This is a genomic window from Pseudovibrio sp. Alg231-02, from assembly GCF_900143565.1.
Taxonomy (GTDB): Bacteria; Pseudomonadota; Alphaproteobacteria; order Rhizobiales; family Stappiaceae; genus Pseudovibrio.
In genome coordinates this window covers 101,676-121,744 of record NZ_FREX01000002.1, presented here as the reverse complement: position 1 = coordinate 121,744, position 20,069 = coordinate 101,676, and the positions used below count along the sequence as shown (strand labels likewise).

Annotated in this window: 18 protein-coding genes; 5 read left to right on the top strand and 13 right to left on the bottom strand. The window is 49.7% G+C overall.

Annotated features, from left to right (window positions below; all coding sequences use genetic code 11):
• Window positions 1–2: 2 nt before the first annotated feature.
• Both DHN43_RS06130 and DHN43_RS06125 read right to left on the bottom strand, forming a co-directional pair.
• Window positions 3–1,313 carry a YcaO-like family protein gene (locus tag DHN43_RS06130; protein WP_108818077.1) on the bottom strand — a complete coding sequence of 437 codons (1,311 nt, stop codon included), beginning with the start codon at window positions 1,311–1,313 and terminating at the stop codon, window positions 3–5.
• 5 nt (window positions 1,314–1,318) lie between these two features.
• Window positions 1,319–1,594 (bottom strand): hypothetical protein, encoded by a 276-nt coding sequence (locus DHN43_RS06125; RefSeq protein ID WP_063303184.1) that lies wholly within the window; start codon window positions 1,592–1,594, stop codon window positions 1,319–1,321.
• A gap of 286 nt (window positions 1,595–1,880) precedes the next feature.
• Between DHN43_RS06125 and DHN43_RS06120 the strand changes: the two genes are divergently transcribed.
• The gene (locus DHN43_RS06120) at window positions 1,881–2,900 is read left to right on the top strand and encodes a GGDEF domain-containing protein (protein ID WP_108818076.1); all 1,020 of its coding nucleotides are present in this window, start codon (window positions 1,881–1,883) and stop codon (window positions 2,898–2,900) included.
• 633 nt (window positions 2,901–3,533) lie between these two features.
• On the opposite strand, the gene DHN43_RS06115 is transcribed toward DHN43_RS06120, so the two are convergent.
• Complete coding sequence (locus DHN43_RS06115; protein WP_108818075.1) at window positions 3,534–4,190, bottom strand: ChrR family anti-sigma-E factor; 657 nt, start codon at window positions 4,188–4,190, stop codon at window positions 3,534–3,536.
• A complete protein-coding gene (locus DHN43_RS06110; RefSeq protein ID WP_108818074.1) occupies window positions 4,187–4,780 on the bottom strand; it encodes a sigma-70 family RNA polymerase sigma factor in 594 nt (197 codons plus the stop codon). Before DHN43_RS06110 ends, DHN43_RS06115 begins: the two co-directional genes overlap by 4 nt.
• Before the next feature lie 146 nt (window positions 4,781–4,926).
• Here DHN43_RS06110 and DHN43_RS06105 point away from each other — a divergent pair, with 146 nt between their 5' ends.
• Genes DHN43_RS06105 through DHN43_RS06095 form a run of 3 tightly spaced genes read left to right on the top strand, consistent with a single transcriptional unit; the run spans window position 4,927 to window position 8,365 of the window.
• A complete protein-coding gene (locus DHN43_RS06105) occupies window positions 4,927–6,267 on the top strand; it encodes an NAD(P)/FAD-dependent oxidoreductase (RefSeq protein ID WP_108818073.1) in 1,341 nt (446 codons plus the stop codon).
• Window positions 6,264–7,124 (top strand): DUF1365 domain-containing protein, encoded by an 861-nt coding sequence (locus tag DHN43_RS06100; RefSeq protein ID WP_108818072.1) that lies wholly within the window; start codon window positions 6,264–6,266, stop codon window positions 7,122–7,124. Before DHN43_RS06105 ends, DHN43_RS06100 begins: the two co-directional genes overlap by 4 nt.
• Window positions 7,121–8,365: an SAM-dependent methyltransferase gene (locus tag DHN43_RS06095; protein ID WP_108818071.1), complete on the top strand. Its 1,245-nt coding sequence runs from the start codon at window positions 7,121–7,123 to the stop codon at window positions 8,363–8,365. The genes DHN43_RS06100 and DHN43_RS06095 overlap by 4 nt, the downstream gene beginning before the upstream one ends.
• 38 nt (window positions 8,366–8,403) lie before the next feature.
• Here the strand turns inward: DHN43_RS06095 and DHN43_RS06090 are convergent, their stop codons facing one another.
• The 7 genes from DHN43_RS06090 to DHN43_RS06060 all read right to left on the bottom strand — a co-directional run bounded on the left by DHN43_RS06090 (window position 8,404) and on the right by DHN43_RS06060 (window position 15,456).
• Window positions 8,404–8,841, bottom strand: coding sequence for a nuclear transport factor 2 family protein (locus tag DHN43_RS06090; protein ID WP_108818070.1), 438 nt, complete (start codon window positions 8,839–8,841; stop codon window positions 8,404–8,406).
• Entirely contained in the window at window positions 8,838–9,590 is a 753-nt protein-coding gene (locus tag DHN43_RS06085; RefSeq protein WP_108818069.1) for an SDR family NAD(P)-dependent oxidoreductase, read from the bottom strand. Before DHN43_RS06085 ends, DHN43_RS06090 begins: the two co-directional genes overlap by 4 nt.
• Before the next feature lie 44 nt (window positions 9,591–9,634).
• Window positions 9,635–11,167, bottom strand: a complete 1,533-nt coding sequence (locus tag DHN43_RS06080) for a cryptochrome/photolyase family protein (RefSeq protein ID WP_108818068.1) — start codon at window positions 11,165–11,167, stop codon at window positions 9,635–9,637.
• A gap of 225 nt (window positions 11,168–11,392) precedes the next feature.
• Entirely contained in the window at window positions 11,393–12,217 is an 825-nt protein-coding gene (locus DHN43_RS06075; protein WP_063294022.1) for an ABC transporter permease, read from the bottom strand.
• A 1-nt stretch (window position 12,218) separates the two neighbouring features.
• On the bottom strand, window positions 12,219–13,037 hold the full coding sequence (locus tag DHN43_RS06070) for an ABC transporter permease (RefSeq protein ID WP_063290166.1): 819 nt from the start codon (window positions 13,035–13,037) through the stop codon (window positions 12,219–12,221).
• A 108-nt stretch (window positions 13,038–13,145) separates the two neighbouring features.
• On the bottom strand, window positions 13,146–14,294 hold the full coding sequence (locus DHN43_RS06065) for an ABC transporter substrate-binding protein (protein WP_063290076.1): 1,149 nt from the start codon (window positions 14,292–14,294) through the stop codon (window positions 13,146–13,148).
• A gap of 61 nt (window positions 14,295–14,355) precedes the next feature.
• Entirely contained in the window at window positions 14,356–15,456 is a 1,101-nt protein-coding gene (locus tag DHN43_RS06060; RefSeq protein WP_108818067.1) for an ABC transporter ATP-binding protein, read from the bottom strand.
• A gap of 129 nt (window positions 15,457–15,585) precedes the next feature.
• Here DHN43_RS06060 and DHN43_RS06055 point away from each other — a divergent pair, with 129 nt between their 5' ends.
• A complete protein-coding gene (locus DHN43_RS06055) occupies window positions 15,586–16,575 on the top strand; it encodes a LacI family DNA-binding transcriptional regulator (protein WP_093518349.1) in 990 nt (329 codons plus the stop codon).
• 78 nt (window positions 16,576–16,653) lie between these two features.
• Here the strand turns inward: DHN43_RS06055 and DHN43_RS06050 are convergent, their stop codons facing one another.
• Both DHN43_RS06050 and DHN43_RS06045 read right to left on the bottom strand, forming a co-directional pair.
• Window positions 16,654–17,472: a tetratricopeptide repeat protein gene (locus tag DHN43_RS06050; protein ID WP_108818066.1), complete on the bottom strand. Its 819-nt coding sequence runs from the start codon at window positions 17,470–17,472 to the stop codon at window positions 16,654–16,656.
• Window positions 17,469–19,664: a polysaccharide deacetylase family protein gene (locus DHN43_RS06045; protein WP_208994956.1), complete on the bottom strand. Its 2,196-nt coding sequence runs from the start codon at window positions 19,662–19,664 to the stop codon at window positions 17,469–17,471. Before DHN43_RS06045 ends, DHN43_RS06050 begins: the two co-directional genes overlap by 4 nt.
• Between the last annotated feature and the right edge of the window lie 405 nt (window positions 19,665–20,069).

The following is a 20,069-nucleotide window of genomic DNA, read 5'->3' as shown; positions in this document are numbered from 1 at the left end:
CTTTATGTACCGCCAGCTAAATCAAGACTATGCGACTTCAATCGCTTGCCAGGGACATAGCCCGGAGCATCATGTAAACCTTCAAGACCAGGAATGACAACACGCACGACCTCAATGCCGTCAACATGCCCTCCTAGGTTCACCAGTGCGACCTGCTCAACTCCTACCGCCCGCAATTGTGCAATTTGATGAGTGATGTCCTCCTCAAAGCTTTCCCCGTCAAAACTCGGCACGTCCTTGAACGAAAGGCCTTGAAGCTCAGCGCACTTACCTATTCTTTTCCTTATAGTCTCCACGCGATCGCGATTTCTGGAAACCTCAAAAAAGTCGCGGTGAGCATCATCCCTAGCTCCAGCAATAAATGTTAGTCGAGTTTGGGCAGCTTCCGTCAAAGCTCTCAAAAGGGCTATCTCACGCACTGAGTGGCATCCACTGCCATCGCTTGCATAATATTGTCCAAGATGGTTGGGAACGAAATCGGCGATCGTACAAGCAAAAGTTGGTAGCCCGATATCGGTCGTAATCGACCAAACACCGACAGCCTGTCCTGCATCGCGCAGCATCTTAATCACCTCAAGACAATCCGGATCATCAACACTAGATAAATCCAGAGCACCCTTCGGATCCGCTGTCGCCCCTCGAGCAGACCAAAGTGCGAGCGCATCGCGTTCCACCAGCTCACAAATCCCATGACTAACCGCTTCCTGCCAGCAGTTGCCACTGGAAAGTCCGTTAGAACTCATCTGAAAGTGGCCGCTGCTGCCGGACAGTGGCAGCGTAAAGTTGGTGTGCACCATCTCATAGGGCACCCAAACCGAACAATCAGACACCAGATCACGCCCCTCACACCATAGAATCTGCCGGTTCAGATCCAATGATCGAGCGCTATTGTGCGGTAGGCGTCCAACATCAAGCACAGCCCCGTCCTGAGAGATCTCAGAGAAACTTGCCAGACGAAGTGGGAGCTTTACATGTTCTGCGTGATAGCCTTCAATCGCCTCCATTATGCCGGAAGCTTTGGCTGCCGCCAGGTCTAAGCCTTTGCCTTGAGATACGGCCAGCGACCGCGCATTAGGTCGGTAGACAGCAACCACAGGCAAGCCGATCTTATCAAGGCCGGTGATATTCGCGACACGGGTAATCCCAAAAGACTGCAAATAGGGCTCAATCCGCTCAATCGTCTGGACAGGTGAAACGAGCCGATGCGTGCCTCTACGGTGTGTTTTCTCCACTAACGATGTTTCAGAGGCATGACTTCGTTGTAGCTCTTCACCACCCCGAAAACACGCCTCCGCCGCTTTATGCGGAGCCATATCTATTAATAACCGCCTTTAATCACATCGATATTCAGGAGAAAGCATGTCCCTCCAACACTGCTCGGTGAAATTTTCTCTTCAGAACCTTTCTCCTCGTAGTTTGGAATTGAAGCAACTGCTGCACCAAACTTCACCAGCTCTTCCACTCTCATGTGCTCAGAAATTGGCTCAGGAGTTTTGTCTTTCCACTCAGCCTCAGAGATCCGATATACTTCATCTTTCCAGACAATCAGTACATCCTGATCATATTCAACTTTCTCACTGTTATCTGTAGACATAATTTCTTACCCTCAATTAAGAATCAAATATATTTACGTAGTTTTTATTATCACTCGTGCATACATTTACAATGATAGTTTAGTGTAATATATTTTAAAGCAATTTCCGCGCTCATCACACAACACTAACGAGCACTAATGCCCCATAATCCAATGTTAGGGGTTTTGGCTAACTCGAGAGTGTTAACGATCAAAGCAGAAAATGCGTGCTAACTGATAAATCCGAATACCGTGACGGCACAATAGTCTGATCGCTTCGGAAAATAAGAGATGGCCGGGGCTCCAAATGAACTGTGATGATTTGAAAATTGGAAAGACCGAGAATTCAGTAGATCAGGCAAGTGATTTGGGACAAGGATCAGATGAGACAGTTCAATTTGATCACCTACAACTCCCTATTGATCTAGCAAGTCATTCAGGTCAGAACGACAACTCCCAGCCTGGCATTATGTTTGTTAGTGGTAACGAAACTGGGCAAGTTCATCTTCTGACTGCTCCAAGGGTTCAAATTGGTCGTTCGCCAGACTGCCAAATAATGGTTAGAGACGCGAGTGTTAGCCGTCAGCATCTGCTTTTGGAAACAACGCCAGAAGGCGTTCAAGCGATTGATCTGAAATCGCGTAATGGCGTGTTTGTAAATGGGAACAAGATCAAAAGATGCTGGATATCTCCCAATGATGTAATTCGCATCGGACCAAAGATAATATTGCGATACTCTCTTTTTTCCAATGTAGAGCTCGATGTACTGAGAAAAATGCATCGAGCATCAACTATGGATCCACTTACACTTACTTACAACAGGAAGTACTTCAGTGGCCACCTCAAACAACTTGAAGAATTACCTGCGAAAAAAAAGCGAAATTTATCGCTCATCCTGATAGATATTGATTATTTTAAAAGAATTAATGATACGTTTGGCCATCAATTAGGTGATCAAGCCCTAAATCATATAGCAACAATCATTCGCACTACTGTAAGAGGGGATGATATTGTCTGCCGTTATGGCGGGGAAGAATTTACAATATTACTCAGTGACACATCTAATACTGTATCAACAGAAATTGCCGAAAGAATTCGCAATCGAATCGAGAGTAATCCATTACGCCGAGATGGCAATACAATTCGCTTAACTGTTTCAATTGGTGTCGCAATCGTTGAAGAAGCAAACGGCAATCTGGACAATTTATTCAAGTTAGCTGATGCTCGCATGTACGCAGCAAAAAGACGTGGTCGAAATCAAGTGGTAAGCTTGCAAAGTTCAGATGATAACGTCCAGCATCCATTTTCTTACACCCCCGACACTTAAGAGCACAACGAAATGATAGTTCCCTCAGTTATTGAAGGCTCTCACAGCAAAACTACGCTACCAATTTTGATTTTGGCCGGGCGTGACGCCACCTGTGACTATGTTGGACCTGCGTCCCCCTAATAAATCAATCCAAATAAGGGATAATGTTTCCACTAATCTTAAACGGATAACTACTCATGAAATTCAAATAATAATAGTGTGAAAAATACTAGGTCGAGTACTCGCATATCTTGCACTGGATACTATTGATCATGCTCTCTGCAGCAATACGACAAATAAAGGGGTCTGCCCACATTCTCACTCCTCTTGTCGTGATTATGAAACAAAATTGCTCTCTCAAATCTACCCCCAAAAAAGTCAGAGATATATCCTCGAACATCCCTATTGAAGAAGAGATTTGGGAGAGTACTCATTACCCCAATCGTAGTGATGGTTAAGACCAAGTCATCTAGACATAACTGCAAATTGCAGAGAAGAGTAATGCTGGCCGAAACTGGCAACATTACCCTCCTGTCAGAGGGATACTTCTCTCTGTCTGGACCATCTCTCTTAAAATTAAACTTTAGATGACAAGACTCCAAGGGGCTTGCGCATAAAGTAAATCGTCAATTGTGTCCCATACGCATACTATTACATCCTAATAAATGGCTGCAGAAGCTTGGGAAAGAAGCCTTTGAAGTCGAGTGGTGCGTCGGTCACTGCAAGGCAGATGCAGTCTTCTTCTGTATCTGCAATGGGCTGGTGATGCACATGCTCGTCTGCTTCCTGAACATCGCCGATCTTATAGCGTCCGGTCTCATCACTGAACGACCCTTGCAGCACCAGTGTCATTTCTGACCCGTGGTGCGAATGCTCAGGTGTGACAAACCCCGGAGACAGTTTCAACAAACGTGCGCTTTCACCTTCGCTCGATTTAATCGGCAAAATGAACTGCCGGATCCCCGGACCAACCATCTTCCATTTGATACCGCTGTATCCATGCCCCAGCACATCCCACAGCGCCGATGGCACGCCTTTCTCAGGCTTGGGTTCAGCCAGATAGGCACCCGCCGAAAGCGTTGGCTCGTTCTCAACCCGAGCCATCAGAAGGTCGAACATGTCGTCAGAAGGCTTTTGCTGCTCAGTAGTTTGAAGCATCGCGCCTGCAAGGGCTTCCGCTTCAGCTAAGCGAGCCTTACATCCTTGGCAAAGCTCCAGATGACAGGAGACGAGCAAGGCATGTCCTGCAGGCAAAGACCCGGTTGCATAGGCCCATACGATTTCATCGCTGAGGTGATGGTTGGTCATAGGTCCACCCCTTCCAAAAGTTTCCGTAAACGCCCAAGTGCCAATCTCATCCGGGATTTAACGGTCCCAAGCGGCAGTTCCAGGTATTGGGCGATTTTTGAATGACTAGCATCTTCATAAAACGCCAGTTTGATGATGGTTGATTGCTCTGCTGGCAACAGGGGAAGAATTTTCTTCACCCGTTCGCTGAGTTGTGATTGGTGATGGTCATCAAACTGCGTCTCTTCTCCAACCAGCGCATTGGCAAAAAACTGATCATCTTTATAAAGATACCGCCGCTCTTTACGAAAACGATCAATCCGGAGGTTACGAGCGATCGTGTAAATCCAGGTCGACGCTGAAGCCTTACGACTATCAAACATCTCAGCCTTTCGCCACACGATCACGAAAGTTTCCTGAACCAGTTCCTCTGACAGCTCAGAGGTTGCTCCACCTTTAAGAAAGTAAGTCTTGAGCCGAGGAGCAAAGAACTCAAAGAGCTGGCGAAAAATTTGACGAGACCGCTCTTGCCCAAGAGACTGGAGCAAGGCGCTCAAATCTGCGGAGGTCAGGCTGTTCTCGCTCTCGCCATCATTATTTTGAAGCTGCATCGTAACCATCGCTCTGCAAACCGCCGGGTTGTGTCACATAGTCTTTTTACCAAACAGTTTGTCAATTGGATCACTTTTTCCTGCCTAAGGTGATCCATTTCCAATCAACGCTCCTAAAAAGAGAAACTTTGGATTGGATGTGAGCTATGAAAATTGCAGTTATTGGGAGTGGAATTTCCGGTCTTTCCGCAGCCTGGCTTCTCTCTAAAAGTCATGATGTAGATATCTACGAGAAAGATGATCGTCTCGGCGGCCACGCCAACACGCAGCACGTAAAAGTCGCTGATAAAGACGTCGCTGTAGACACCGGTTTCATCGTCTATAACGAAAGAACCTATCCCAATCTGACTGCACTCTTCAATCATCTGGATATCCAGACAGACCCAACCGAAATGTCCTTCGCAGTTTCGCTCGATCAAGGCGCCCGCGAATATTCTGGCTCAGGTTTGAAAGGCCTGTTCGCTCAAAAATCTAACCTCTTCCGCCCCAACTTCCTGCGCATGGTATCGGAAACGCTCCGCTTTTATAAGGATGCACCTCAGGACGCCGAAGATCCAAAACTCCAGTCAGCAACACTGGGCAGTTATCTCACTCAAAACAACTATTCAGCCAACTTCATCAATGAGCATCTGCTTCCCATGGGCGCTGCCATTTGGTCTATGCCTCCACAGCAATTGCTGCAGTTTCCATTCCGCACGTTCATCGGCTTTTGCAACAATCATGGCCTTTTGCAAGTACGCGACAGACCGCAATGGCGCACCGTTTCAGGTGGGTCTTGCAACTATGTTCAGAAACTGGCCTCAGAGATTTCCGGCAAAGTCATTTTGAATGCCGGCATTTCAGATATCCAGCGCAAACCCGGATCGATCACGGTTTACTCAAGAAGCGGTCACGCATCCTCCTACGATCATATCGTGTTTGCGTGTCACTCAGATCAAGCACTTGCCCTGCTCAATGCGGAAGGCAATGCCTCTCGGGCAGAACGTCAGATCCTCGGATCAATCCGGTATCAGCGAAACATCGCCATTCTACATCGCGACATTTCCCTCATGCCGAAACGCAAAACAACCTGGTCCGCATGGAACTTCATCGGCAATCAGATGGGAAACAACGCTCTGTGCGTGACGTACTGGATGAATGCCCTTCAAAGACTGAGCACCTCTGAGGATGTGTTTGTCACCCTCAACCCGAGCCATCAACCAGCTGAAGGCTCCGTACTGCGCACCTTCCAATACTCCCACCCGGTATTCGATCAAACTGCACTGTCCGCTCAAAGGCAACTTTGGCAAATTCAGGGGGAACGGCGCACTTGGTTCTGCGGCGCTTACCTGGGCTATGGCTTCCATGAGGATGGGTTGCAGTCTGGCCTGGCCGTTGCTGAGGCGCTCGGTAACGTCCAACGCCCATGGACATGCGATAATCCCAACGGACGCATTGGCCTGCCTGAAGACTGGCCCTACGGAAGCTATCAGGAGGCTGCGGAATGATCCTGACAGGACGACAGCAGGATTCCACCAATGCACCGCTCAGGATCTACCTGGGCGATGTAGTGCACTGCCGTCATGATCAGATCAAACACAAGCTCAGCTATAAAGCCGTTTCCTTTTCAATCGACATTGACCGATTGCAGGACGTGAACCAAATATCGCGCTTGCTGTCCGTCGACCGGTTCAACCTATTCAGCTTCCATCCATCAGACCACATGGAAGAAGGTCATGCATCCCTGCGCGGTTATGTAGAGGATGTGTTGAAACAAGCGCACATCACTGCCATTCCCGAACAGATACGCCTACTCGCATACCCTAGATTTTTAGGAAGAGCCTTCAATCCAATCAGTGTGTTCTACTGCTATTCGAAAAACAGATTGGAAGCCATTCTCTATCAGGTTCGGAACACCTTTGGCGACATGCACCATTACGCCGTTGAAATAACGCCATCTGAACATCAAGGCATTCAACAGGCCTACCGACACTCCTGCCCAAAGAACTTCCATGTATCACCGTTTCTGGAAGTCTCCGGCCATTATCATTTTGTGGCGCGCCCGCCAACAGACCATGTTTCACTCATCATTCGGCTGACACAGGGCAACGCTCCTATATTGACCGCCAGTTTTCAGGGAAAACAAAAGGCGGCGACAACAACGCGCCTCCTCAAGATCGGCCTTCGGTACTTCCAGAATTCGGCAAAAATCCTGGGGCTCATTCATTTCGAAGCCCTCAAACTCTGGATCAAAGGCGCTCGCTTTCACAAGCGACCATCACCGCCAGCATCCATCGTAACGAGTATGCACAAGCAAACTCCAGCACTCAAAAAGACCAAAATAAACTCAGGGAGACACCCATGACACTCAGAGATCACTCCTCCCTCAGTCCGTTGACCGACACAAAAATGACGGAGCTTAACCTCTCCTCAAAACTCTGGAAGACATTGCTGGACCGTATGCTCCGCCGTCTCTCCGAAGGTCATTTGTGGGTCATTCTTCCCAATGATCAAATGCTTTCCTATGGCACCCCCTCTGGGAAAGGCCCGGTCGTAACCGTCAAGATTTTAAGCACTCGCCTTTTATGGCGTCTTCTTTCCGGTAACTCTCTCGCACTGGCCGAAGGGTATCTGGAAGAAGACTGGCAATGTAGCGACCTGAGGTCTCTGTTCGATTTGCTGGTGGCCAATAAACACATCATGCAGTCCGTCACAAAACGCGGCATCCTCTCACGCGCTTTCGCCCGCCTGCGCCATTTGGCAAATGCAAACACATTAAACGGTAGCAAGCGCAACATCGCGTTCCACTACGATCTTGGAAATGACTTTTACAGCCACTGGCTCGATGAGACGATGACCTACTCATCTGCTTACAAGCTAAAACAGCACGAAACACTCGAAGATGCCCAGCGTAGAAAGTACGATCGTGTCTTGCAGATGACCGATACACAACCAGACCAACAAATTCTGGAGATTGGCTGCGGTTGGGGTGGCTTTGCTGAACATGCCTGCACTGCCGGACGTGATGTGCACGGCATCACGCTCTCGAAAGAGCAGCTCAGATTTGCCCAATTCCGCCTTCAATCCCAAGAAACTGACGGAAGTGCATCCTTCGAACTGCGCGACTATCGCGAAACGCAAGGCCAGTACGACGCCATTGTCTCCATCGAGATGATCGAAGCAGTGGGTGAAGAGAACTGGGCCGGTTATTTTGAAAAGCTGAAGTCTCGCCTGAAACCGGGTGGCACTGCTGTCATTCAGGCAATTCTCATCTCTGACGAAAAGTTCCATAGTTACCGCAGGAACGTTGATTTCATTCAGCGCTACATCTTCCCGGGAGGTTTGCTTCCCTCAGCTAAGGAACTTGCAAGGCAGATTGAGCAGCAAAAACTGCAACTCGTGACACGTGAGTTCTTTGGTGCAGACTACGAGCAGACACTCATACGTTGGAGAAAGTCGTTCTTCCAGAGCTGGCCAGAAATCGCCAAGCTGGGCTACGACAACCGCTTCAAGCGGATGTGGCATTACTATCTGGCATATTGTGAGGCTGGCTTTGCTGAGGGAACCATCAATGTTGGCCTGTTTCAGATCAGAAAACCAATTTGACGAAGTTAAAGTTGGGCCAGACAGGCCCAACCAATCCTTTAGATCGCAGCACGCGAAGCAATCCATCTGATCATCGCACCAATAACCGGCAGCTTGCGATAGAAATGGCGTGAAGCATCCCAATAATCATAGTGCGCACAAACTTTGGCATCCTTGTCAAAGTGCACCTCTGTCACCCCCCGCACGCCCCAGTTGCCAAGCAGTTTTTGCTTGCAGGTAAAATCCCAACGCATGAAACACAGATCACCAGACCAGGCCAGATCGAGTATCTTGAACCGCGGTTCCTGAACATCCTCATACATTTTGTGAAAGACCTTTTCGAAGTTGGCACGCCCTTTCACATCATTAAACGGATCAATGAAGTGCACATCATCACTAATGAGTTCATGAACGTCTTCGATACGGTCCGGCGTAACCTCTTCAAAGAAAAGCGCATACTGCCTTGCAGTAGCCTCCAGATCAGCTCTCTCAGTCATCGTTTACTCATCCTTCTCGTAACCGGAAAGTAGAGAGAGTATGGCAACAAGCGCAGGATCTTCATGATAGCGGCAAGGCGAAATGGAAAGTAAATCTCAAACTTGCGCTTCTTAAGCCCCCTATAGATATCCTTGGCAGCCTGCTCTGGTTCCAAAAGAAACGGCATCTCAAAGGTGTTCTTGTCAGTCATAGGGGTCTTTACGAAGCCCGGATTCACAAGCGACAGGTCAATCCCAGCCTTGTCAAAGTCAGGTTTCAAACTTTCACAAAGGTTGATCAGCGCCGCTTTGGTTGGCCCATAACAAGCAGCGTTGGGAAGACCGCAATACCCGCTTAATGAACTGACGATCGCGATATGCCCTGCACCTTGCTGTTTCAGCAACGGAAAGAGCCCCGCAATCACACGCACAGCACCAAAGTAATTCGTATCCATGGAAGCCACAGAGTGCTCTTCACTCAACACATCTATGCCGCCGGGAAAGTACACGCCTGAGCAATACACCGTAAGGTCAGGCAGTTTGTCAGTCTGCTGAAAACGCTCCAAGGCCTCAGCGACTTGCACTGCATCGGTCACATCAAGCGGCATCACGTCAACATTGCTGGCATCCTGAGCAACAGCCTGAAGCTTCTGCTCATTTCGCGCACTGACAATCACCTGCCATCCAGAACGCGCATACAACTGGGCAAGGTTTGCTCCGATGCCGGAACTCGCTCCAATAATCCAAACAAGCTTCTCATGTTCTGCCATAACGCCCTCTCTGTTTGCTCTTACGCAGCGAGGTAACTTTCAGATCACGCTTGCGTCCCATCCAACAGCCCAAGAAAACGGCGGCTATCACTTCTGATCTCGTTCTTCTTGCTGTCACTCATCTTGTCCCAGCTGCGGTAGATCATCGAGATTCTGGGATTGCCCCGGAGCTTCTCTTCATTCTGATCCAGAAAATTCCAATAAAGGTAGTTGAAGGGACAGGCTTTCTCACCCGTCTTCGTTGCATGGGAATAAGAGCAATGCTCACAGTAGTTCGACATTCTGTTGATGTAAGCACCACTGGCTGCATATGGCTTTGAAGCGAACAGCCCACCATCCGCAAACAGGATCATTCCATTCACATTGGGCAACTCCACCCACTCATAAGCATCTGCATAAACTGCGAGATACCACTCACTCATTTGTTTGGGAGCAAGCCCGGCAAGCAACGAGAAATTCCCGATCACCATGAGCCGCTGAATGTGATGCGCGTAAGCATTCGCTTTTGTCTCCACAATACACTGGTGAAGACAATTCATCTGCGTCTCACCGGTCCAGTAAAACTCAGGCAGATTTCGAGAGGCCTCAAAATAATTTAGTCCTGCGTAGTCAGGCATGGAAAGCCAATAGATCCCACGAATGAACTCTCGCCACCCCACAATCTGGCGAATGAAACCCTCAACAGAGTTCAACGGTGCAGTCCCGTCAAAATACGCCCGCTCCGCCGCACGAACACATTCGAGAGGAAGCAATAATCCGCAATTGAGGTAGAAGCTGATGTGACTATGAAACATCCAGGGTTCGCCCTGAACCATAGCATCCTGATAATCACCAAACCTGCCGAGACGCTCAGCAACAAACTGATCCAGCGCCTTAAGCGCATCCTCACGGGTCACAGCAAGAGAAAACGGCTGCAAGTCACCAAAATGCTCGGGAAACTGCTCCGCAACAAGCGCCAGAACTTCCTCTGTGATTTCGTCTGGCTCTACAGAAAAAGGAGCTGGAACATCCAACTCCTTTGGTGCGCTCTTGCGGTTGTCATGATCATAATTCCACTGTCCGCCCAGAGGTTTGTCACCCTCCATCAAGATGGCATGATCACGTCGCATCTCTCGATAAAAGTACTCCAGCCGTAAGCTCTTGCGCCCGGACGCCCACTTTTGAAAACCTTCAGCAGAGCAGAGAAAGCGGTCATCGTCACGCAGCTCTACCGGCACACCCAACCGCTCCTGCCAGCTCTCCATCTCATCCAACAGGCGATATTCACCGGGCTTTGTCACAATGACTTCAGAAACAGTCTCGTTCTTGATTAATCGAAGAACTTCCCCAAACAAACGACCAGTATTTTCAGCGCAATCATAATTTACATAAACAACCCGATGCCCCCGAGACCTCAACTCCTCGGCAAAATGACGCATTGCCGAAAACAGAAACGCAATCTTCTTCTTGTGATGACGAACATAACTCGCTTCCTCGCGCACCTCCGCCATCACAATGACATCTTCGCCCGGCTTGGCATCGCGCAGGCTGGAAAGAGACAAACTCAACTGATCCCCAAGCACCAGGCGCAAACGCATCTGCAGTTCTCTCCTCAAGGCAGCCCATCAAACTCCCCAAAAGGTAGAGCGCAAGGAACAACGAAGCCATACCCAACAATTAAGCCCAACCTCCACCTGAGGCACTTCGTCTTACGACGTCCTATAGAGTTACCCTGCCTGCTTGCATAAGCATTCAAGATTGAGATCAAAACAACAAATGATCAAATCCCAATTGACACTCTCAATCTAGTCTCTCAAGCAACCTCAGTTCCCCACCTTCGCCAACACATCTGCTTTCAGGAAACGCTCAATAAACAGCATGAAGCCGACGGATGGCACCAGCAGGATCAGGGAGGAGATGGACGCGATTTGGTAGTTGCCTTCCATGCTGGAGGTAAACAGCAACATCGGCAGCGTCACGACATCTGGCGCACCAACAAAGTAGGTTCCGGTAAACTCGTCCATGGATATAAGGAACACAAAGATCGCGCTTGCCATAACGCCCGGCAAAGCCAGTGGCAATGTCACATCAGTAAACGTGCGCCAGCGCCCTGCCCCCATGTTACGCGCAGCAGCTTCCAGCTCCGCATCTACAGCAGCAAAAGCAGCAGTTGCAATCCATACGGCAAACACGAGCCCTTGACTAGCGTGAACCAGCACAACACCTGCAATGGAACCGGTGAGATCCAATCCATAAAAAATGCGCGCAACATTCATATGCACAGCAACCGCCGGAAAGGCCTGCGGCAGGAGAAACAGCAGCATGATGAGATAGCGGAACGGCATTTTCCCACGCGCCAGAGCATATCCAGCTGGGATGGCAATCGCCAGACTGACCACCACAGTCAGCAACGCAATCCAGATGCTGGAAAACAGGGCCTCGGTAGCATTGCCTTCAGGGCGGAAAACACGTTCCCAGAAGGAAAAGCCGTATTCCAGAGGCAGCTTGTAAGGAAAGTACCAAACTTCCGCGACAGCCCACAAAAGCATGTTGGTGATCGGGCCAAAGATCGCAAAAGCCAGCAGGCTCATGGTGAGAACGCGGGTAATTGTGCGCACCCAAGTGGAAGAAAGAGCAGCTTGCACCATCTTATGCTCCCTTATCTTTCAGGCTCTGACGCAGATAGAACCACGCAACCACCCCGGTAAACAGATAGGACATGATGCCCAGCGCATTAGCGACGCCATAGTCGCCGTAGGAGTTGATCCGCCACGCCATATCAACAGTCAGCATGGTCGGTGACTGCGCGTTGATCATGAGCGGCACAGAAAGAACAGACAGCATCACCACATAAGACAGGATCAACCCAACCATCAGGGTCGTCGCAATCTGCGGCACCACAAGCTCAATCAGAATACGCAGGCGGGAAGCCCCAAAAATCCGGCCAGCGTCAATCGTGGTGCGGTCAATGGAAGCCATAGCACCCGCAACAAGCAGAGCCACAAACGGTGTCTGCTTCCAGACAAAGGTGATCACAATCCCGCGCCAGTCCAGATAACTCTGCGCCGCAAGTGGCTCGATAATGCCAGAGCTGGTGAGGATGTTGTTCATCATCCCGTTCTTTGCCAAAAACGTCCGCATCAACTGCGCACTCACAATAAACGGAATGAACAACGGCCACCGATAAAGCCACTTGAGAACAGCGACAGCCGTCGGGTTTTCGCCAAGCGTCAGATAGCCCGCAATAGCAACAGCCAGCACGCCGATAACCACCGTAGACAGGCTGACAATCACAATCGTGAACAGAATATCTTTGGAATAGAACTCAATAGCCTTGGTAAAATTGGCGATATGCCAGCTGCCTTCGCCATTGTCTGTGAAGGCTGAAACCACAGAATAGCCAAAGGGATAAACAAACAAAAAGCCGATCATCAACAGTGCAGGCGCAACAAGCAATATTGCCCCCATCCGACCCGGCCCAACTGACATACTTTGTCCACTCATGGACACCACCTCTCACCAAAACCAAACTTGCCGGGAGAGACATATGCCCCTCCCGGTTTCTTTCAGATATGCTTAGTTAGAAACCTGCCGCTCGTAACCTTCTTTGATGTCGTCAAAGTAAGGACCAATCGGGAACGGTTTACCTTTCTGAGCCAGTTCAAGAGGTGTGACGTCAGTGAACAACTTGGACCAGACTTCTTCATCCAAAGCTGCTTTCACGTGGTCTGCATCGATGCCTGGATACCAGTTGAAGCGGTTCACAATGCCTTCTGCCTGAACAGCAGGGCTGGTTGCCAACTCGATGAACTTTTCAGCCAGATCTTTGTTCGCAGCCTTCGCTGGGGTTGCGTAGTAGTAAGGCTGACCAGGCATACCCGGTGCAATCAGTTTCAGCTTCAGGTTTGGTGGAATACGGCCATCGCCCTGCCAGGAATAGAACATGTCGACCCAAACCGGACCCATCACGATCTCACCACGGTTCAGCATGTCCAGAGTGCCAGCATTACCCGGAGTGAAAGTCACGTTCTCGTTGAACGCTTTCAGATCAGCATAAGCCTGCGCCCAGGTATCTTTCTTCGCCGGGTCATATGGACCGCTCTGCAGGGTCTTTGTGTCACCTGCGTAGGTGTACATCCAGCCAGTCACAAACGCGACGCCGGACATACCGTTTTTGATGCCGTTATAGCCGAACTGTTTTGGGTACTTCTCTACCCATGCACGCAGCTCGTCATAAGACTCAGGTGGGTTTGGCACCAAAGCCGGGTTGTAAGCAATCGCCGTCTGGCTATGGAACATTGGCATCACATAGCCGCCAACATAAACGCCAAGCGCATTTTCAGCCGTCGCGCGCGTCACCATTTTGCCGGTTTCGATGTTGTCGCGGAAATCAGCCAAAAGGCCTTTCTCCTTCATCTCACCTGTTTTCTTCTGCGCAGCAACAATAACGTCGATGTCCCACTGCTCTTTACCCGCAGCAGACTGTGCTTCCAGCTTTTCAAGAATTTTCTGAGAACCAGCATCTCCCGGGCCGGTCCCAGTGACGCGAACTTTCACGCCTGGGTATTTTTCTTCAAAAAGCGGGCCCAGATAATCGGTCACATATTCAACCATGTTCTGGGAGCCGCCGGTAATCACGTTCAGCTGGGTTTCAGCCGACGCAGGCAGAGCAACAGCAATCACAGCACCTGAGATTGCACCTGTAAGAACTGACTTAAGTGTCATCACTCAAAATTCCTGGGTTAAGATCGTTGAGAAAAAAGTTCTATTCACGTTTAAAAAGGTGTCAGGCCGCCTCGGAATAAAGGTGAAGCCCACCAGCTGGCACGCAGATCGTCACCACATCGCCAACTGCATATCGACAAGGATCGTCGATCATGTAGAGCTGCCCGGCGCTTTCTATTTCGTAACGAAATACCCCCCCCGGATAGCTGAGTTGTGTCACCCTACCCGCCAGAGCCAAATGCCCCTCAGGTACGGCTTCATCGGCACGCAAATGTGCTGCACTGGAGCGGAAACGCCCCCGAACAGATCCGGCAGCTGATGCCTGCCAGTTCACACCTCCATCACCAATCTCGTTTGAAACGCTTAAGCTGGCAGCCTTGACGGCCTCCTGCCTTGCAATGCTCAAAGTTCCATTTGCACGCTCAACATTGAGGGCAATTTCGTTCTCAGCGCCCATAAAGGTCGCAACAAAATTGGACTTTGGCTGCTCATAAACTTCCAGCGGTGTGCCCACCTGCGCAACGTGCCCTCCATTGAGAATAACAATGCGATCGGCCATCACCATCGCTTCTTCCCTGTCGTGGGTCACATGCACTGCCGTCAAACCCATACGCTGTTGCAAAGAACGGATCTCATGCCGCATGGACAAGCGAATGCGTGCATCAAGATTGGAAAGCGGCTCATCCAGCAACAGGATCGGAGAATCGACAGCCAGTGCCCGGCCAAGCGCCACACGTTGACGCTGACCACCAGAAAGGTTGGGCACTTTGCGGTCCCCAAAATCCGCAAGTCCCAGCAGCGTCAACAGCTCATCAACCTTCCGGTTGATTTGCTCCTTGGACATCCCACGCAGCTTCAGGCCATACCCCATGTTCTGACGAACCGTCATATGAGGCCAGAGCGCATAACTTTGAAACACCATCGCCATGTTGCGTTGCTCAGGCGGTAACTGTGCAACATCATTCCCGTTAACGCGGATCTGCCCCGACATGGGTTTGATGAAACCGGAGAGACTTTTCAGAAGAGTTGTCTTTCCGCAGCCAGATGAACCCAGCAGCGCAACAAACTCAGAAGAGTTGATTTCAAGATCAATGTCATGAAGAACACTGGTCTTGTCGTAACCAACACAAAGCTTTTCGATTTCGATTCCTACGCCAACCATTCCGGAAACTTGCCCCCCTTTAAGCAACCAAAGCATTATGCTATGAGTTTTGGCAATCGATTGCAATAGAGGTCTTTTAAGCGACTTCTTTGAAGTTAAAATGACAATCATCCAAGATAGTAAGAAGCGATGAAAAGACTGACAGGTAAAGATGTTGCACGTGCCGCAGGCGTTTCTGTCTCTGCCGTTTCCCGTGCGTTCACAGCAGAGAATCGCCTCAACAAAGCGACCCGCGATCACATTTTAAAAGTCGCTTCTGAGTTGGGGTATCGCCCCAACGCACTTGCACGTTCCCTCATCAAACAAGAATCAGATCTGGTAGCTGTCGTCTTTGGAAACACCGATGGCATGTACGACAAAGACTTCTTCAATCGCTTGTCGACCGCCCTGCAAAAACGCGGAAAATGGGCTCTTCAAATTCGCTCTGAGGAAGAAGAAAATATTGCTGAAACACTGGGCAAAGCGCTGATGTATCCAGTCTCAGCCGCCATAGTCCGTGCTGGTACGGTGGATCTGCAAGTGATCGAGAACAGTAAGAAAATGCACGTGCCGCTGATCTACACAGGACTGGGCCCAACCGTAAAAGGCGCAGACTGTGTGTGGTTGAACTACAAACGGGGCGGCTTACTCGGCACACGGCATCTGATCAAACGCGGGTGTAAAAAGATTGCGTACATCGGCGGTATTGAAGGCATCACAGCGGACACCGGTCGCCGCGAAGGATATCTGGAAGCACTGGGCGAGGCTGGCCTTCAACCCCACGGCATTTCACAAACCCGGTTTGATTTCGAAAGCGGCCTGCAGGCAGCATTGAACCTCCTGCAAAGTGATAATCCACCCGACGCTTTCTACTGTGTCTCGGATGCTGCTGCTCTTGGAGTTTTGAATGCAGCAAAATCCATATTGAACCTGCGCGTTCCGGAAGATGTCGCCGTTGTTGGGTCGGACAACATGCCAATGGCAGCTTGGCCCTGCTTTGACCTTACCGCAGCAACCAATCCAATCGACGAGATTGTCCAAAACCTCATGAACACACTGGAAGCCCGCCTTGCAGACCCGGACCAGAAGGAAATGTCTGTCGTGGTAGAACCTGAACTGGTCATCCGCGGCAGTGCGTAGCTGAGAACATTAGAGACGCCAACAACTGAGGCTGGTGCATCTTCAAAAGCATCAGCTAGAGCCTCTCAAATTACGATGTCATGGACAGTCTTGATCACCCTCCTTGGGTCTGATGACACAAGACAAAATGGTGGCTAGCCCCTCAGGCACCTCTGCCTCCCGCATGTATTCATCACGGCCATATCGCAAAAACTCGCTCCGGAAGTCAAAATCTGCCCAAGGCTCCTTGGTCTCTCGCAGACTGAGAGCAACAGTTTCGGCTCTGAGAAAGTCACCAATTTCAAGCAGACTATGAAAATATGCCAAACGTACAGGCCAGTGCTTAGGTGCTAAAGAAGCACTTTCGTGATGCCTAGCAAGAGCCGCAGCAGCCTCTTCCATCCTCTCCCCCTGAAAGTGCAACATGCCCAACCGACCGAGCTGTTGAGGCTTCAACACCCCTTTGGCTTCAAAGAAGGAAAGCTCTGAGAGCTCTTCCTCATAAAGCCCTTCAAACTGCAACGTAGCGAGCAGCTTATCACGATCCTCAGGCTCATCGCTCAACCGCGCAATTGCCTTCAAGGTCTCCACATATCCCCGAAAGTCACCCGCCAATCGATGGTAAAGCTCTATCTTGCGCAGCACCCAAAGGTCATCAGGAGAGCGTTCAATATACGCTTCGTGCATGCGGTGCATTTCCTCAACAAACCCCAATTGCTCTGCAATTTCAGCAAGCTGAAGAAACTCCTCCGGGCTACTGTCGTCTTCCTCAAATGAGGCCAGCAAATGCTTCCGAGCCTCATGATACTTTTGCTCTTTAATCTGGACGGCAATCTTCTCTGTTTGCCCCGGAACAAGCGCATAACCGATCCCCAGAAACAGCAGATAAAGCGACAGATACTTGAGGAAGCGGATCATGGCTGCCTCCCCTTCACCGCCATGCGTGCTGTCGAAGCCCAGTTATTACATATCAATGAAATGTCCAATGGCTCCATCCCGGATACAGCTAAATCCAGACGCAAAGATCCATCTGGCAAAGGCTGAACGTCATCACTTAAGACAAGCTCATTCTCTCTCCTCACCTTCACCCGATAAAGGCTCGAAGACAGTCCACGAAACTGGAACTCCCCAGCCCCAAACCCAAATGCACGAAAACCAATACGACAAGGCTGCCGCACTAAATCATAAACCTGCCATCGGGCTTCCGTGATGCTGGCAACCTTTTCATCATCGTCACTTTGCGATGATTTCAGCACGATCTCGGGCACGCGAACAGCTGGATCCAACGAGACATACAACGAGTTTTGGTGGTGTTTAGAACCAATAACGCCTTTGCTCTTCGCTAAATCAATCTGCCATTGTCTTGCATCATCAAAACGAAACGACTGAAGACGCCCCCGGTTCAAAACAAGCCAGCTGCGATCACTAGTCTGATAGAGTTTCACCCCAAAAAAGCTATTCGCAATCGCTGCATACTGCGAGGCAAAAATGGGCAGATAAGCCCCATCACGCGCACGGTCCAAATGCTTCCGAACCGCTCTGAGCGATGCGTCATGTTCCGCAGAATAGGTGTGGTAATACACATTGTAGGGCCTCAACCGGATCGGGCTTTCAGTATTATCAACTGTCTGATGCAACTGAGAAAATCCATAGAACGGCCCCGTCCAATCATTCGTGTATGTGTTCTCGTTGCTGGAGACAGCATAGATCTGCCGCTCTGCGCCAATTTGACGGGATAATGGGGCCACATAACTCAGAGAAGGCCAGTCGCGATCAAACCGCGTATCGCCGCCATTCATGTTGTAAACACCAAGCTTGCGTGTATGCGCGAGTGCCTCCTCAAACGGCTGCGTGTCACCAGACCACAAGAACAACTTCGCCTTTTTGCCCTTCGGCGCAAAGCTTTCGGCCTGAGCAAGAGACCCGCCGATCTCCCCCACAAGCGAAAACGGCTTGCGCATGTAATAGCGAGGCATAGACACATTCTGTGCCAGATAGTTCTTGAAAGAAGCCTTGCCACTCTCACCAAAGAAACGTCTGGAAAGCCAGCTCACAGGCCCTACGGCAGCTGGCTCTTGCGCAACATTCTTCTCACGAATAAGCGCCAGCTCTTTTGCACGGTCATAATTCCGATAGAAAGCCCAATGAAACGGATGCGAATGGGTATGGCTGGCCACTTCCACCTGCGGAAGAGCGAACAACTCTCTGACCAGACCAACGCCACGATCATCGCCTCCCTCACTCCTATCAACATCCGCTGTCACCAGACCATAAGTGACTGGTAAATCAGGATAAGGCTCAATCAGTTCTCGCAGCATCACTTCGCCGGATAATGCCTTTTGTCCCTGATACTTGGAGGAATAAGAGATGTTGTTCCAACCATCACCATCAATGTGCGAAAAATAAATTCGGCGCCCCATCAGCGTTGATGTATCCGGGATAGGAAAACGCTCCTGTTTAAGCGCACGTTGAAGAAATCCTATCGGATCAATCAACCACTTCTGCCGGTTAAGTACATCGTCTGTGGCAATCGCAAATCCGGGTTGAACATAAGCTCCTCTAGCTCCAATAAACGCCAACTGTGTTCTCTCCGCCGCGACACGCAGGGGCGGCAGAACGGAAGCAATCGACAGCCCATCTCGGGATATGCGCGTAACCAGTGAGTATCCCGGCAGTATCTTGTAAAAAGGCCGCTCGAAGGCAACCAGTTCTGAATCCAGACGAAGCTCTGACGAGGCGCTTGTCAGCATCACAAAACCCGTCTCAAACCGAAGCCCCAGATGCCGCAGAAACAGATTCAACGCTGCTCCATCCTCCTCCAGATCACGAATTCCGGTCTCACCAAACACAAGAAACTGCAGTCCTAAGCCTGCCTGCTTATCAGCCCACTCAAAATATAAAGCAGGGTCAACCAATGCCCCCTGAAACCAGCTCACAACAGCGGCCGCGTTTTCCGCCTGGCTCACCTCCGGCAAACCCGCATTCACGTCAATATACCGGATCGAATAACCAAGATGGTTCAATGGCATCTCAAGAAAATTATGTATTGCCGTTGCAGATGGCTCAGCCTCACGAAGGCTATCGTACAACCCGATAATCTCTCGTTTCACCAAACCTGCCTGCGAATTATTGATGAAACATACAAAGCAAAACAGCGCAAAACCGTAGAAAATAAGGGCGCGAACCTGCCTAGTAATTCCACCTAAAAACAATTGCCACTTACCTTCAATATAGAAGGAGTACAAAGAACAATCGTTACGCACTTCACGCATCCTGAAGACACCAATAAGTAATTTAAGACTGTATACTTATTGCAAACAAATCATTTTATATCCAACCCCGAACTTAATACCCTAACTTTCCATAGAGTTGAATATAAATAAAACAGCAAGTAAATATTCCCGGCCATAAACAAAGATTTTAAACACAATCTATACTGATACTTTTGACAATAGGACTATTTATTCGTGATGTATTCGGATCAGTATTTTTCAAGTAACACTGGACATCATAAA